The sequence below is a fragment of the Micromonospora sp. WMMC250 genome (genome assembly GCF_027460215.1).
In the GTDB taxonomy this organism is placed as follows: Bacteria; Actinomycetota; Actinomycetes; order Mycobacteriales; family Micromonosporaceae; genus Micromonospora; species Micromonospora taraxaci.
This window is the reverse complement of record NZ_JAPZBJ010000002.1, coordinates 7,221,114-7,235,424: the sequence shown is the minus strand read 5'-3', so window position 1 is coordinate 7,235,424 and position 14,311 is coordinate 7,221,114. Positions and strand designations below refer to the sequence as shown.

Genomic DNA, 14,311 nt, shown 5'->3' with positions numbered 1-14,311 from the left:
CCTGTCGAGGCCGAGGATGCAAGGTGCGGGTTGTCACGCAGGGGTGCTGGCTGATGTCGTGGGGCGTCTGTCAGAGGCGGCATCTCCACGCGACCGCGGCGGCTATTGCCGGCAGCGCGGCCGTGGCGACGAGCGCGGTGGGTAGCCCGAGCGGGTGCCACAGGGCCGCGCAGCCTGCTGGCCCGAGCGCTCCTCCGATGAAGAAGATGAGGTTGAGCAGGCCTACAGCACCGGCCCGCGCCGGAGGGGCGGTGTGCGCTGAGATGGCCGCGGTCAGGGTCATCTGGGCGATGGCGAAGGCTGCGAAGCCGGCCGTGGCCGCGCAGGCCAGCACCGCTGGCCGCTGGTTGACGGCGGCGAGCAGCACGGTGGCGCTGAACAGTGCGGCTGCGCCGGCCAGTACGCGCTGCGGCGGCAGGGTGCGTATGGCGGTGGCGGCGAGACGGGCCATCAGCGCTGCGGCGACTGCCCCGGGTAGGAGCAGCAGGCCGACGTCCTGGGCGCTGTAGCCGAGGCGGGTCAGCATCTGCGGTACGGCGTAGACGCAGGCGAACAGCCCGCCGTACACGCCGGCTCCGACGAGGCCGGCGAGGTAGAACCGTCGGCTCCCTACGACGGCCGCCGGTAGGAACCCCGCAGGGTGGCGCCTGCTGTGGACGATCAGCAGGATTCCGAGCGCGCAGGTGCCGGCCAGCAGGGCAATGACGGCGGGTTGGGGGATGTGCAGAGTGGCGGATTGGATCGTCAGCAGCAGCCCGACTGCGACGAGCACCAGCAGGGCGGCACCCACCCCGTCGACCCGCCCCGCGACGCGTCGGCGGCGGGTCAGCGGCCAGCACAAGGGCAGCGCCACCAGCGACAGCGCGGGCAGGACCAGTGTTGCTCGCCACGACGCGGCGGTGACGAGCGCACCGGCCAACGGTGCGGTGGCCGAGTACAGCGCCATCATCGCGCCGAGTCGCGCCAACACAATGGGCCGCTGCGGCCCCGGTTGGTTGGTGGCGAGCGTAAGCGCGGTCGCGGTCATCGTCCCGGACCCGGCGGCGATCATTGCGCGACCGGCGACGGCGACGAGGAGAGCGGATGCGGTCGCGCAGAGGATCGTGCCGGCCGCAAGGAGAGCAGCGCCGAGGGTGAGTACGCGGCGGGGGCCCCAGGTGTCGGTGGATCGTCCGGCGACGGCGGCGCCGATGCCGAGTCCGAGTGCGTGGATGGTCAGGATCCACACCGCCGCCGATGGAGTGGCGTGCAGTCCGGCGGCGGCGGCCGGGAGCGCTACGGCAGCGGCGCTGACTCCGTAGATGGCTGGCCCGTACAGGGCGCCCAGGCGCCAGCCCAGTCCTGCGGGAGCGGGCGTGGTTGGCGCAGCGGTCACAGTCACGAGGCGGCTCCTTTGCCGGTCCTTGGGCAGTAGAAGGGCGGCGGTCGCCGGCCAGGGAAGTGCCGGCGACCGCCGCCGGTCATGACCGCCGGACGCGCGGGCGGCTTCGGCTGGGCGCAGCGTTGCGTGCGCCTGAGGCGAGGCGGTCGTGTAGTTGCCGGGGGTTCCCGGCTAGCACCTGGATCCGCTCGGACGTCGCCCCGACCGCGGGCGCTGTCGGTGTGGCAGAGACCGGTGGTGCGGGTGGCCGGGGGTGGCGCCGGTGCCAGGCCCATGCCGCAGCGGCCACGACCACCGGGAGGATCACCAGACGCCCACCGAATGCTGCGACCGCGCCGACGACGACCGCCGCTGCGGCTGCGCCCGTGCGAATCACCGCGGACGACAGCAGTCTTACGGCGGCGGCGAGTCCCAGCAGGGTGACCGATGCCACGACCACGGAGAACGCGCGCATCAGCAGGTCGACGTCAACCAGCGCTGGCGCCCCGAGCGCTGCGGCCCCGACCGCCGCCGCGGCGCTCGCTTGAACGGCGAGGCTGCGCCTCGGCACCCCGGCGACCCCGTTGGCGGCGAGCCACTTGGGTAGTGCGCGGTCGCGGCCCAGTGCCGCACCTGCGCGCGCTGCGGCGGCGATGAAGGTGAAGAGCGCGCCGAAGGTCAACAGCAGCGCGCAGAGGGCGGTGACCGCCATCGCGCCGGGTCCGGCGGCGGGGTCGAGCAACAGGATCAGGGGCACTTCGGTATCTGCACCGGCGGCGCCGAGGACGCCGACGGTGCAGATCGCGAGACCGGCGTAGAGCAGGGCGATGATGCTCAGGCTCGCGGCGGCGACGACCGGCAACTGCTGGCGGGGGCGCGTGAACTCTCCCGCCAGGTTGGTGGCGGCTTCCCAGCCGCACACGGCGACGAACAGCACCGCGGCGGCGCTGCCGACGCCCACGAGGCCCTGCGGGGCGAATGGTTCGAAGCGGCTGGCTGCGACATGGGGCAGCGCCACGGCGACGACCGTCGCGAGGAGCGCGAAGAGCCCGCCGGTGAGCGCAAGGTGCACGCGGCCGGACACGTGCAACCCGAACACGTTCATCACGTACGCCAATCCCAAGACGCCCGCGGCGATCCACCCAGCCGCGGTAGGTCCCCAGCCCAGGGCGGTGGCGGCGTACCGGCCGCCAGCCAGTGCCCCGGCGACCATGCCGAGCGGCACTGCCGCGTAGAACCACCACCCGACGACGGTTCCCACGGCAGGTCCGAACGCCCGCCGGGTGAACGTCGCCACCCCACCCGTGTCGGGGTATCGCATGCCGAGGGCGGCGAACGCCGCCGCGATCGGCACCGACACGGCCAGCATGGCAGCCCAGGCCAGCAGCGACGCAGGTCCGGCCGCGTGCATGGCCAGCGCGGGCAGGATCAGGACGCCGGGCCCGAGCACCGCCCCGACGTACAGGGCGGTGCCGCGCGCTACACCGATGCGCCCGGTCACCGGGACACGCCCGGCTCGTCGTTGGCATCGCGTTCCCGGCCGCGGGTCGCGAGGACCCGAAGCGCCCGCGCCAGGTTGTCCCCCGTCGGCAGGCCCGGCCCGTGGAACAGTCGAGCCTGCTCAGCCTCCACCAGTCGTTGTACTCGCCGCGCGAGATCCAGGCCGTTCTGGGTCGGGCGCAGAACTACCCGCCGCCGGTCGTCCTCCATGAGATCCCGCCGAACAAGCCCTCGGTCGACGAGCGAGACGAGTGTGTTCGTCAGGGTGGCTTTGGCGATTCCGATCTCGGCGGCGGCGGTGCGGGTTTCCACCGCCCGCCGGGCGCAGACCAGCACCAGCACGTCGTAGGTAGTCCAGGTCATGCCCTCGTCGCGCAGGACGGCCCGCTCCAGATGAGCCCGCAGGACGTTGGCGGTACGGAACAGCTGCGCCAGTGGCCCTGGTCGCGGCGGCGGCATGCGTGGCGTGTTGACTGCCGGCCGGTAAACGCCAGCGACGCGGCGCGGTGGCCGGTCCGTCGCGGCGCTCACTCGAACCACCTGCGCCGCGCGGGCCGCCGGTTGGGTTTGCGGTTGCGGCGCTGGCCCACCTGTCCGCCGCGGTCTTGCGGCGGTGGCGGCTCTTGGACTCGTCGGCGCGGACGCTGCTCTTCTTCGTGCTCCTCGTGCATGTCTTCCCCCCGTGCTCTTGCTGGTGCGTTACCTGCCGTCTGCTGCCTGCGCCTCACCTCCTTCGCCGAGCGCGGCGCCGCGTTGGCGCATGAACGGGACCGGGTCGGTGGAGTTGAAGTTGTCCAGGTCGCACCGCGAGCCCGCGCACACGCCCTGGTGGGTTTGGAAGTGCAGGTGCGGTCCGAAGGAGTGGCCGCTAGTGCCGACCAGGCCCAGTTGCTGGCCTGCCTGCACGGTGTCGCGTTCGGTGACGTCGGGCCTGCGGATCATGTGGCAGTAGCGGGTGCCGTAGCCGTCGGCGTGTACCAGGTCGACGTACCAGCCGCAGCCTTTGGTGCTGGGGCTGCCGTCGACGTCGCAGTTGCCGGTGCTCGGGTCGCAGCCCGCCCACAGCACCCTCCCGGCGCTCGCGGCCCGGATGACCGTGTTGCGGTCGACGCTCAGGTCAACTCCGGCATGCAATCTGCCGGAGCGTTGCCCGTAGGCGCTGCCGACAGGAGCGCGCAGCGGTGCCGTCCACCCGGACGCCGCCACGCTCACCGGGCCGTCCGGGCAGACGGCAAGGCTCGCTCCGGGCAGATCGGTGATCGTGGCGACGCCAGCTACGGCGGCGACGACCTGCTCCGCGTCGTGCTCGTACTGGCCGTACTTGTCGGGGAACGCGGAAACCTGCACGCGTTGCGCGGCGACGGTCAGCGGCATGGCCTCCCACCCGTCAAGGCGCCGCAGCCTGTCGTAGAACTTCGTCGAGGCGTAGACAGGGTCGAGGATCCGCGCGGGACTCCCCCATCCCTGACTCGGGCGTTGCTGGAACAAGCCGAGCGAGTCGCGGTCCCCGCCGCGCAGGTTGCGCAGGCTCGACTCGACCATCGCCGTGGCCACCGCGATGACCCATCCCCGGGCCGGCACACCGAGATCCCGACCCACGGCGACGATCTGCGCGCCATTACCGACCTGCTCAGCGTTCCACCGTCCGACCGCCGACACCGCCGCGTCACCCGCGGCCTGCACAGCGGACGACCGGTCGGCCGCTGTGCAGGCCGCGGCCGGTGCATCGTCGGTGAGCACCACCGCCACCGGCAGCCCACACAGCAGCAGGACGGCGACGAGCACAGCCGCGACCCCGATCCGCGAGCGGTTCACCGGGGCGCAGCCTCCTCGCGCAGGCCGAGCGTGGTGACCAGCCACCGCCCGCTGCTGCGCACGCAGATCACTCGCAGCATTCCGGCGTCGGTGGTGACGTCGACGTCGACCCGATCGGTCGTGGCCGCGACGGCACGGCCCGGACCGGTGACCCGGGTGGCGGGAACGTTGGGCGGGTGCACCGTGGCGAGCAGATCCGCGTACGCCGGGATCGCGTAGGGACGCACACCGGCCAGCCACCGGTCAGCGGGAAGGTCCGGGCGGGCCCAGGCCCGTGTGAACCCGACGGCGGCGCTGACCGCTGCAGGATCGGCCGTCGCTGCCGTGGTGGGGAGGACCCCGTCAGGATCGGCGGCCAGGGAAGTGGCCGGCACCGGAGGTGCCGGGACCGTGTGGGTGCCGGCGGCCGACCCGCCGCCCGAGGGCGCGGATTGCGGACCGCCGCACGTGGCGAGCACCACGACGCTCACCCCCGCGGTGGCCGTCCTGAAGGCGCGGTACCCCGTCACGGCTGCTCCTGAGGTGGGGTCTCGGCGATGTCGGCGCCGAGGGCGGTGTTGAGCCGCTGCCCCAGCAGCCGCACCTGGTGGTGGACGTCCACGAGCTGTGCCCGCACGCTCGGGCGGCGCCCGGCGCTGTCGACGACCATGTCGATGTCGTGGCGTAGTTGCTCCAAGCCGGCGTCGATGCGGGCTAGCGGGGCGGCGACGGTGGCCCGCGCGGTGGTGCTCAGTCGTCGACGTCGCGGTTGTAGTCGCCGTCGAGGCGCCCGTCGCTGGCCCAGTCCAGCTCCGTGTTCCGGCGCGTCATCTCGTCGATGTCCGTCCATTGCTGCCTGTCCTCCTGGTGGTCGTCGCGCCAGCTGTGACGCTCGTCGTGGATTGCGGCGATGTAGTTGCGCAGTTGGTCGATGCCGGTGCGGAGTCCGGTGAGCGCGGCTTCGAAGCGCTGCCAGTCCCAGACGCCGGTGACCTCGGCGGGGTTCGTCATGTCGTCCCTCCTGTCTGTGCCGGCGCCGCACGTTGCCGGGCGTTGACGTCGTCGGTGACGGCCCGCTCGGCGTCTTGCGGCCACGGCGGCGACCAGACGGTGTCGGCGCTGCGGGTGGTGTGCTGGCCGTGGCGGCAGCGGGTGGTGTCCCAGCCCTGCCAGCGGTGCCGGGCCCGGTGCAGCGCCTCGTGCCACCGCACGGGGGCGTCCGGGTCGGACTTGCGGGAGTAGGCGTAGTGCCACGACACGGCCAGCGCCGTCAGCTCCTCCACCAGGGCGGGGTGCGCCGGCCAGCACGACCCGAGGTCTTGGGCGAGGCCGTAGCGTTCGACGAGCCACTGCGTCCAGGCGATCAGCCACGCCCACAGCTCCCGTGCCGCGTCGCGGTCCAGGTCACGCCAGCAGTGACGCCCCGGCGCCCCTCCGGTGTCGTCGTCGAGCGCGTCGACGCGCTCGACGAGTGCCACGTGCGCCTCGGCGAGGCGTTCCACACTGACGCGCAACGCGTCGACAAGCCCAGCAATCTCGGCGATCGCCCGCTGCTCTCCCGACGCCTGCTCCGGGATCTCGAACAGGAACCCGCGGTCGGTCATCAGCTGCGCCGCCCTTCGAGTCGGGCAGTGAACGCGGCCTGCGCGGCCTTGAAGCGACCGGCGTCGGGGCGCTCCCACCATGCCGGTTGTACGACCTCGACCGGGGGCATGTTGCCGAGCAGCACCAGGGCGTAACCGGTGGGCAGGGTCCGCAGCTCGGCGAGGTCGAGCAGGTTCTCCCGGCGGGTGTTCTCCTGCACGCTGGCGCGCCCGCCGCCCCAGGACGCGGACGACGACAGCTCCTGCACCTGGCCGAGCAGCGACTGCGCGTCCTTGAGCGCCGACACGTCCTGGGTGCCGCCCATCACGAAGCGGGCGTTCGCGCCGTCGCGCAGGGCCTGCCCACCGTCGCGGCCCCACCGCTCCTGCAGTTGGTGGGTGTTCTGGCAGGAGATCGACAAGGCGATGCCAGCGCCGCCGCCCTCCGAAGCCAGCGCGGGCAGCGACGGCAGCGGCGCGATGTTCGTGATCTCGTCGCCAATTAGGTACAGGCACGGCTCCACCCGACCGCCCGGTGCGACGAAGGAACGTTGCAGGGTGCGGTAGATGATGTCCTCGGCGATGGCCGCAAACAGCGGGGCGACCAGGGCCTGCCCGCTGCGGGTGCCAACCAGGTAGAGAGTTCCGGACTCATCCAGCCACTGCTCCGGCTGGAACTGCTCGCCGCGTGGTGGGGAGCAGGCGCGCAGGATGCGCGGGTTGCTGAACGCGTCCAAGGCGCCGAAGACGACGGACTGGATGGCGTCGCGGCTGCGGCCGGTGGATTCGCGGTGAAACGCCAACCGGTCGGCCCACACCGTCTGCTGGTGGTGGCGCAGGATCCGCTCGGCGCGGGGGTCGGCGGGGTTGGCCGCCCAGCTCGCCACGTCGGTCATCGTGGTCGTTTCATCAAGGGCAGCAGCGTGCAAGAAACCGCGGATGATCGACGCGGCCTGGTCCTGGAAGTATTGGCCGTTCTCGACGTCGCCTTTGAGGCCGGCGCCGGCGGCGAAGCCCTTCGCGCGCAGCGCCGCGATGTCCGGGTCGTGTGCTCCCTCGATCGGCGACCACCGCAGCCGCGGTACCCCGGGCACCTGGCCCTGCGGTTCGAAGATCCACGTCGGGCCGATCGCGGCGCGTAGGTCGTAGGTGACGGCGGCGACGTCGAGTCGGGTGGAGGTGGAGATGACCGCTCCGCGGGCGTCCGCGACCCGGGGCACGATGTACCGCGAGGTTTTGTTGGCGAAGCGGGCGGCCCCGGCGAGGAGTTCGGTGTACTCGTTGGCCAGGTACAGCGGCTCCCCGGTCAGCGCGTGGTGCCCGAGGAACCGCGCCACCTCCAAGGGATCCTTGCGGCGCTGGGCTTTCGCGTGTGCGGTCTCGGGGCGATCGGTTGCGCGGATCGTGAGGCCGGGCCGGAGGACGTCGACGCGGCGCAGCACCGCCGACGCGGTCACCACCCGGTCGAGGTCTGTGCGGTGGGCGAACCCGCGCCGCTGCACCCGCCGCTGCGCGAAGCGGACCGCCGGCATGCCAAGGCCGACGAAGGCGCCGATGAATAGGCCAGCCCACAGCGCGTACAGCAGGGCGGTGGGGGGCAGGTCGGCGCGGGCGGCGGTCGGCCACGCCGCGGCGGGGTCACCGCCGTTGCCGATCATCCGCGCGGCGATGCCGGGTGCGTCGGCTGGTGAGGCGTCCGGCCAGGTCGCGTGGGTGAGCACTCCGCCGACCTGCCCGGCCAGCCACAGCGTGAAGGTGCCCAGGAGCACGCCGAACACGGCGATGCCGAGCAGTGTCAGCCGGGCGAGGATGTCGGCGCGGGCCACGCCGCGCTTGGGCAGGCGGTGTCCGGGGGACATGAGCGAGCCGGCCATCACCGCACCTGCCCGGTCGCGGCGGATTCCCGCGTCTCGTACTCCGCGTCGGTCAACGGCCGCCCGCCCTGATCGGGGGTGTGTCGCATCCGGTTGTCCGTATCCACCATGGCCTGCTCGGTGGTGGAGAGCTGGTGCTTGACGACGTAGGAGCGCAGCCCGATCTTCCACAGCCCGACGCCACGGCGCAGATGCAGCAGCAGGTTGGTTTCCACGTCGGTAGTGCCGAGGAACTCGCGGGCTCCGTCGAGGGAGCCGGGGGCTTGGCGGTAGGACACGCGCACGCCGGTGTCCTCGATCAGCCCTCGGGCGATGCGGACCTGCTCGGAGTCGGCGCTGCCGCTGGCCGCGAGGTCGGAGAAGCGGTGGAACGCCAGGATGTTCGCTGTTCCTAGCGCGCGGGCCAGCTTCAGTTGCTCCCGCATCCGCCGCACCAGCCCAAGGTGACGGGTGATCAGCGCGAACTCGTCGTACAGGCACACCCGGGGTGGGGCATCGGGTCGGGTTAGCTCGGCTTCCAGCCACGACTGGGCGCAGGTCATCGCCATCGCCGTCATCTGGTCGGATGCCCGGACCGCCCGCAGGTCGAGGATCGCCCCGGGCGCGGCGAAGTCCACCGTCAACGCCGACGCGTCGGGCGCGTCGAAGATCCCACCCAGCGCACCGCTGATCAGCCGTTCCAACGCCAGGCGGACCCGCCGGCTGTCGGCGGCGAACTGGTCGACGTCGTAGTGCACCCCGGCGAGGCGGTGCGCCCACATCTGCGGTTGCCCCATCGCGGCCAGCACCAACGACAGCGTCGGCGTGGCCAGCCGGTGGGTGCTGGTGGCGTCGTCGCTGCGGGTCACCGCGTCGAGGGCGTATTCGATCAGCGAGCGTTCGGCCTCACTGAGAGGGCCGCCGAGTTGGATCTCCAACAGCCCTTCCAGCAGCAGGAGCCGCCTGGCCCGCTGGATTTGCAACCACTCCGGCTCCCCCTGCCCGGACTGGCGGGCGATGCCGGCGAGCGGGTTCATGACCACGCCGAGGCCGGGGCCGATGCGCACCGGCCGGATCCCGGCGGCGTCCGCCAGCCCGTCGTACTCGCCCTTGACATCGACGATGTAGTGCCGCACCCCGAACGGGATTCCTCGGTACGCGATCGTCTTGAGCAGCGACGATTTCGCCGATCCGATTTCCCCGGTGACGACCATGTTCGGTGCGCTGATCACCCCGGCCCGGTACAGCTCGTGCATCGAGAACACGAACCCGGAGCGGGAGTACACCTCCTGCCCGATCAACGGTCCATCCACACCGAGGCCGGGGTCGGCGACGAACGGGTACACGCTGCACAGCTGCGCGCTGGTGGTGACCAGCGGCGGCAGCCGCATCTGCCAGTACGCCCGCCCAGCCGCCGGGCCGAACTCGCCCCGCCGGTCGACCGACGGCGGGCCGAGCAGCCGGTCGGTCATCCGCCGCAGCGCACGCTTCTCGCGTGCCAAATTCGCTTCCGCGTCCGCCAAATCCCTTCGGGCGGCGGAACGTGCGATCCGCTGGCTGAGGGATCCTTCGCGCTGCACTCGTCGGCTGGTCATGCGGCCCACCCCCGGATCGACTTGAGACCGCGGGCCAGGGGCAGCGCCCCAGCGACGAAGCCCTGGTCCTGCTCGCCGTAGAGCACGACCGCCTGGCAGCCGGTGCGGCCCAGGACGCGTTTGATCGCGCGTACGTCGTGGCGCAGCTGCTCCTCGCTGTCGGCGGTGACGGTGACGAGGATCGAGTAGCGGTAGCGCACGTGCCCCGCTGCCTGCTCCCGGTCGACCTGCTCCACCGAGCGGGCCTCTTCGTCCTCCCGCGCGGTGCGCACCAGCCGCATCTTGCGTTTGGTGACCTCGTCGCCCGCACGGGCGACCTTGTCGCGCCGGGTCGCCAGCTGAGCGAGTTGCGCGGGCACCGGCTCGGCGACGACCGTGACCGCCCGCCGCCCAACGGTGCGCGTATATAAGGCGGTGATCCAGGTCATGGCCACCGGCTGGCGCGGCATCTCGTACACCCACAGGGTTTGAGAGACGCCCGAGTCGTGCCGGTAGGACGACCAGCCGATGTTCTCGGCCGCGACCGGTCCGCCCATATGCGGCGCCACCCCAGCCTGCGTGCCGGCACGCATGTCGACGTGCGGTTGGTCCTGCGGGTCGAACTGGGTGCGCAGCACCGCCGCGTACCCCCTCGGGGTCAACCAGCCGCCGGTGTCAACACCTGACTCCCGCACGGAGGCGTCGATGCCGGCGAGTTTGTCCAGGATCACCGTGGCGATGGCCGCGTCGGTGCCGCCAGCGTCGGCGATCTCCGCCGACAGCCGCTTGAGGTCGAACACGACCGCCAGGTACACCTCGTGGCGCTGGGTGGACGGGGCCGCCGCCGCCGTCAGCTCCGCCAACGACTCATACGCCGGGCTGCTGGTGTCCACAGCCCGCTGGACGAGGTAACGCTGGGCCCGGTTGCCGGTGTCCGGGACCGCGCGGGCGGTCAGCGACCAGCGCACCAGGCCGCTGTCGGCGTACTCGGTTCCCAACAGGTTCAGCACGTCCGCCCACGAGGCCAGCCGCTGCTGCTGCACGGACGTGTCGGCGAGGACGAGGTTGCTGCCGGCGCAGATCAGCGCCGCGGTGACGGTGCCCTCACGGCGGTGGTGCAACAGCCCCACCTCGGTCAGCCCATCCGCAGCGAGAGCCGGCACCCACCGGTAGCCGGCGGCCGGGCCGGGCAAGTGCAGATGTTCAGCGCCCGGGGAGGCGGCGAACGCGCCGCCGCGGTAGCGGTCCTGTCGGGCCGCACGCTGCACCAGCGCCCCCACGACGATCGGCGTCCACTCGGTGACGCGCCGGCCGCGCAGCCGCAGCAGACCCACCGTGATCAACAGCAGGGACAGCAGCAGCATGCCGCCAGCTGCGTCCTGCCGGCCGACGGTGAGCAGGTTCGCGGCGATGACCAGGCAGATCACCCCGGCCACCGCCGTGCCGATCTGGCCCCAGCTGAAGCCCAGGACCGATCCGCGCGTGGACCGTGGCGGGAACTGAAAGTGCGTCACCGTGGCTCCTTCTCGCTAGACCGGGATGATGGGGACCTCGGCGGCGCCCCCCGCTGCCGCGCCCCCGGCGCGGCTTCCACCGGTGGCTTCCCCGCCGGCCGTGCCGCTGTTGTTCGGCTGACCACCGCTGCCGGATGCGTCGGCGTCCGGTGCGGTGCCCGGCCCGGCCCCACCGGGACCGCCAGGTGCGGCACCCCCAGCCGGGTCTCCGCCGCCAGCCCCGCCGCCGTGGCCGGGCAGGTGCTCCTGCATCGCACCGGGGGTCACGGGGAGGGATCCCTGTTCCCCCATCGCGTCCCCGGGCGTGGTCAGTTGTCCTCGGGCCATGTCGCCCTGCGCCGTGCGGGAGTCCTGCTCGATGCCATTGGCTTCTTGCCAGTTCTCGTCGCCGCCCTGGCCTTGGCCCTGTCCGGGTTCGTCGACCGGCTCACCGACCTTCCCGCTGCCCCCGCGGCCTTCGAGAGCGCCCACGGCATCCGGGATCGCACCGGCGCGGACCCCGGACAGGCCCGGCCCGGACGCGGGACTCGTGGGAATCGCGTCGGAGTTGCCCTGCATCAGCGACGTCGCATCGCCCTCACTCCCACCGCCGCTGAACGATTCGGTAAGCCGGCGGGCGGCGGCGTCCATCCCGACCGCACCCGCCGCCGAGGTCAGGAAACCTCGGGCGTCGACATCGGCGAGGTAGCCATCCCACATGCTCGTCAACCGCAGCAGAATCCACGGCGCGAGGACCATCAAGATGATGATGAACATGCCCCGCAGCACGTTCACGACGTTGTCGCTCTCGTACGTGGTGCGGGTTCCGTAGATCCACAGCGCGGCGATGAAGAACTTGCTGGCCGCGAGCGCGTTGCAGGTCCAGAACCACTTCCGCCCCCACGAACGGGTCTCGGCCATCACCTGCCCGGTCATCGCCATCGCCCCGAACAGGGCCGCGCCAGCGGCCAGCAGCGAGCGGAAGAGCAGCATCAGGAACACCAGCACCAGGCCGACGAAGCTGATCACCGCGACCACGAAGGCCAGTAACACGGTGCCGGTGTCCGCCGTCAGAGTGTTCAAGGCGTCAACCCACATGGACGGCTGCCAGTCGCGCTGTTGGTTGCGTTGAATCAGCGCGATGGTCGCCTCGTCCCACGCGGCCATCAACGTGAACGCGAGGCCACCGGCAAACGTAATGCCGAACATCGCGCGGACCAGCCCGCCGAGGCTCGACAAGGGCCCTGGGCCGCTGAGCCGCATGCCGTTGATCGCGGTGGACAGGATGAAGACCAGCAGCACCATGATGATCAGGACGCCGCTGATGTCGTTGTAGGTGTTGTAGAAGGGCTCATCGGCCACCGCGGAGCTCTGCTCGAACACGACTTCGGCCAGCTTGCTCAGCGCCCACGCGAACCCCGCGACGGCGATGTCCGCCAGGCCCTCGAAGCCCGACCGGGCGGCGTCCTTGACCTGCGTGCCGACTCGGCACGCCACGTCCAACGTCGGGCAGTCCTCTGCCGGGCGCAGCGACGAGTGCAGGAGCAGCGACGCGCGCAGCGCCTCACACCGTTTCTCCTTGGCAGTCCACCGGGCGGCGTTGTTCGGCTCCTCGCTCGCACGCTCGGCGAACCGCTCACACCGCACCGGCTGACGACCACCGGTCGGCAGGCGGTCGTCGAGGACGGAGTGCGTCCGGTCCGGCGGTGGAGTCTCGAGAGTCGCCGACACCGCATCGCAGCGTTCCTGATCAACCGCGCCGGTCGCCTTGCTGCACACCGTCACCCAGCCCGTGCCGGGCTGCCACTGCACCCACGGCAAACACCAGGCCACCTGCGGAACCGACTCGTCCAGTCCCCCGGGACGTGGCAGCTGCCCATTGGAGGCGGGGGCGGCACAGGGAGCGCTCGACGCCGACGGCTCTGGCGTCGGCGCCGCCGCTGCGGACCCCGGCATCACCAGGCCGCTCACAACGGTGGCAGCCACGGCGGCGGCACCGGCCCGGCGCAGCCAGCTCAGCAGAGGGCTCATGGCGGTCACACCGTTCCCGGCACCCATGACTGGGCGCTGAGCACCTCTAGCATCGGCTGGGTGTCGCGCGGTCCCCCATCACGCTGGGCACCGCGCATGTCCGGCGGCGGCACCGGCGTCGACCGCCGTGCGGCGCTCACCCGCCAGCGGCCCTGCTCCCAGCGGACGGTGACGCTCTGGACGTACCAGCCGCCGGCGAGTCCCGCCGGCGGCCCCGCGACGACCCCGTCGGTCACCGCGCCGCTGAGCACGCACAGCAGCACCCGCACCGGCACCTCACCGCCGTTCGGCACCACCGCGCCGAGGTCGTCGCCCGGCACCCACACCCGAGCGACGACGACCTGCGAGATCACCGCCCCGGTGCCCTGCTCCGAACCGACGCCGAGGATGTCGGCCACCGCTGGCGCGGACCCCGGGCTCGCGATCAGCCCGACGACCGCCTGCCGCTCCGCAGCCGGGCGGGCAGCGCCGGCGGCGGCCAGCGACGTCAGGTACGCCGCCGCCGCGTCACCCGCACCGCGCCGGGTGCCCGGGAAACCAACCGGCACCCCTTGCCGTAGCCGGCCGGCGTACTCCTCAGTCGTCACCTGCCGTGGGGCACTCGCGCGACCGGATGCGAAGGCACCCACCAACGCGATCAGGACAACCGCGACGACGGCCGCAACCGACCCGAACCCGCGCCGACCGGTGGCCGGCTTGAACGCTGACATCGACATCCGAGTCGCCTCAGATCTCGGTGAGCAGGAAGGAGATGATCGTCGTGGTGGAACCTATGACGATCGCTACCAAACCCGCCTTCCACATCATGCTTTTGCCGCGATCGGAGATGATGTGCGCGCCAAAGATCGGCCCGATACCGAACGCGATGGCTCCGGCCGCGAGGCCCGCGACCGCCGACACGACACCGAGGAACAGCGCGGCGTTCGCCAACGTATAGAACAAATCCGATCGCGGGACGGCTGCCGGGTCCGGATTGATCCGGTCGAAGTCGAAGCCGCTGCCTGACGGTTGCGGCGTCGGCGTAGGCCCCGGTGCCGCCAGCAACGCCGCCGCGTCGGGCGCTCGCACCGTCAACGCTGCTGCCATCCAATGCAGAATCATCACCGCGTTCCCCCCGTTTGGT

General features: G+C 72.0%; 14 protein-coding genes. All 14 read right to left on the bottom strand.

What is annotated here, in order from left to right:
• Positions 1-70: 70 nt before the first annotated feature.
• The 14 genes from O3438_RS32920 to O3438_RS32855 all read right to left on the bottom strand — a co-directional run bounded on the left by O3438_RS32920 (position 71) and on the right by O3438_RS32855 (position 14,274).
• Positions 71-1,381 carry an MFS transporter gene (locus tag O3438_RS32920; protein ID WP_269683356.1) on the bottom strand — a complete coding sequence of 437 codons (1,311 nt, stop codon included), beginning with the start codon at positions 1,379-1,381 and terminating at the stop codon, positions 71-73.
• A 79-nt stretch (positions 1,382-1,460) separates the two neighbouring features.
• Entirely contained in the window at positions 1,461-2,861 is a 1,401-nt protein-coding gene (locus tag O3438_RS32915) for an APC family permease (RefSeq protein ID WP_269683355.1), read from the bottom strand.
• Complete coding sequence (locus O3438_RS32910) at positions 2,858-3,391, bottom strand: MarR family winged helix-turn-helix transcriptional regulator (protein WP_269683354.1); 534 nt, start codon at positions 3,389-3,391, stop codon at positions 2,858-2,860. Before O3438_RS32910 ends, O3438_RS32915 begins: the two co-directional genes overlap by 4 nt.
• A 168-nt stretch (positions 3,392-3,559) precedes the next feature.
• Entirely contained in the window at positions 3,560-4,675 is a 1,116-nt protein-coding gene (locus O3438_RS32905; RefSeq protein WP_269683353.1) for a M23 family metallopeptidase, read from the bottom strand.
• Entirely contained in the window at positions 4,672-5,184 is a 513-nt protein-coding gene (locus tag O3438_RS32900; RefSeq protein WP_269683352.1) for a hypothetical protein, read from the bottom strand. Before O3438_RS32900 ends, O3438_RS32905 begins: the two co-directional genes overlap by 4 nt.
• Positions 5,181-5,351 carry a hypothetical protein gene (locus O3438_RS32895; protein WP_269683351.1) on the bottom strand — a complete coding sequence of 57 codons (171 nt, stop codon included), beginning with the start codon at positions 5,349-5,351 and terminating at the stop codon, positions 5,181-5,183. The genes O3438_RS32900 and O3438_RS32895 overlap by 4 nt, the downstream gene beginning before the upstream one ends.
• A 53-nt stretch (positions 5,352-5,404) precedes the next feature.
• Positions 5,405-5,665: a hypothetical protein gene (locus O3438_RS32890; protein WP_269683350.1), complete on the bottom strand. Its 261-nt coding sequence runs from the start codon at positions 5,663-5,665 to the stop codon at positions 5,405-5,407.
• The gene (locus O3438_RS32885) at positions 5,662-6,258 is read right to left on the bottom strand and encodes a hypothetical protein (protein ID WP_269683349.1); all 597 of its coding nucleotides are present in this window, start codon (positions 6,256-6,258) and stop codon (positions 5,662-5,664) included. Before O3438_RS32885 ends, O3438_RS32890 begins: the two co-directional genes overlap by 4 nt.
• Positions 6,258-8,111, bottom strand: a complete 1,854-nt coding sequence (locus O3438_RS32880) for a type IV secretory system conjugative DNA transfer family protein (RefSeq protein WP_269683348.1) — start codon at positions 8,109-8,111, stop codon at positions 6,258-6,260. The genes O3438_RS32885 and O3438_RS32880 overlap by 1 nt, the downstream gene beginning before the upstream one ends.
• The gene (locus tag O3438_RS32875; protein ID WP_269683347.1) at positions 8,111-9,592 is read right to left on the bottom strand and encodes a hypothetical protein; all 1,482 of its coding nucleotides are present in this window, start codon (positions 9,590-9,592) and stop codon (positions 8,111-8,113) included. The genes O3438_RS32880 and O3438_RS32875 overlap by 1 nt, the downstream gene beginning before the upstream one ends.
• Positions 9,593-9,681: 89 nt before the next feature.
• On the bottom strand, positions 9,682-11,178 hold the full coding sequence (locus O3438_RS32870) for an SCO6880 family protein (protein ID WP_269683346.1): 1,497 nt from the start codon (positions 11,176-11,178) through the stop codon (positions 9,682-9,684).
• A gap of 15 nt (positions 11,179-11,193) precedes the next feature.
• Positions 11,194-13,188 carry a hypothetical protein gene (locus O3438_RS32865; RefSeq protein WP_269683345.1) on the bottom strand — a complete coding sequence of 665 codons (1,995 nt, stop codon included), beginning with the start codon at positions 13,186-13,188 and terminating at the stop codon, positions 11,194-11,196.
• Between the two features lie 5 nt (positions 13,189-13,193).
• Entirely contained in the window at positions 13,194-13,904 is a 711-nt protein-coding gene (locus O3438_RS32860) for a hypothetical protein (RefSeq protein ID WP_269683344.1), read from the bottom strand.
• A gap of 10 nt (positions 13,905-13,914) precedes the next feature.
• On the bottom strand, positions 13,915-14,274 hold the full coding sequence (locus O3438_RS32855) for a hypothetical protein (protein WP_269683343.1): 360 nt from the start codon (positions 14,272-14,274) through the stop codon (positions 13,915-13,917).
• Positions 14,275-14,311: the final 37 nt, after the last annotated feature.

Bases quoted from the DNA above. Each gene is read 5' to 3' on its own strand.
- O3438_RS32890 (WP_269683350.1), bottom strand. From the start codon at position 5,665: ATGACGAACCCCGCCGAGGTCACCGGCGTCTGGGACTGGCAGCGCTTC.
- O3438_RS32885 (WP_269683349.1), bottom strand. From the start codon at position 6,258: ATGACCGACCGCGGGTTCCTGTTCGAGATCCCGGAGCAGGCGTCGGGA.
- O3438_RS32860 (WP_269683344.1), bottom strand. From the start codon at position 13,904: ATGTCGATGTCAGCGTTCAAGCCGGCCACCGGTCGGCGCGGGTTCGGG.
- O3438_RS32855 (WP_269683343.1), bottom strand. From the start codon at position 14,274: ATGGCAGCAGCGTTGACGGTGCGAGCGCCCGACGCGGCGGCGTTGCTG.
- O3438_RS32880 (WP_269683348.1), bottom strand. From the start codon at position 8,111: ATGGCCGGCTCGCTCATGTCCCCCGGACACCGCCTGCCCAAGCGCGGC.
- O3438_RS32865 (WP_269683345.1), bottom strand. From the start codon at position 13,188: ATGAGCCCTCTGCTGAGCTGGCTGCGCCGGGCCGGTGCCGCCGCCGTG.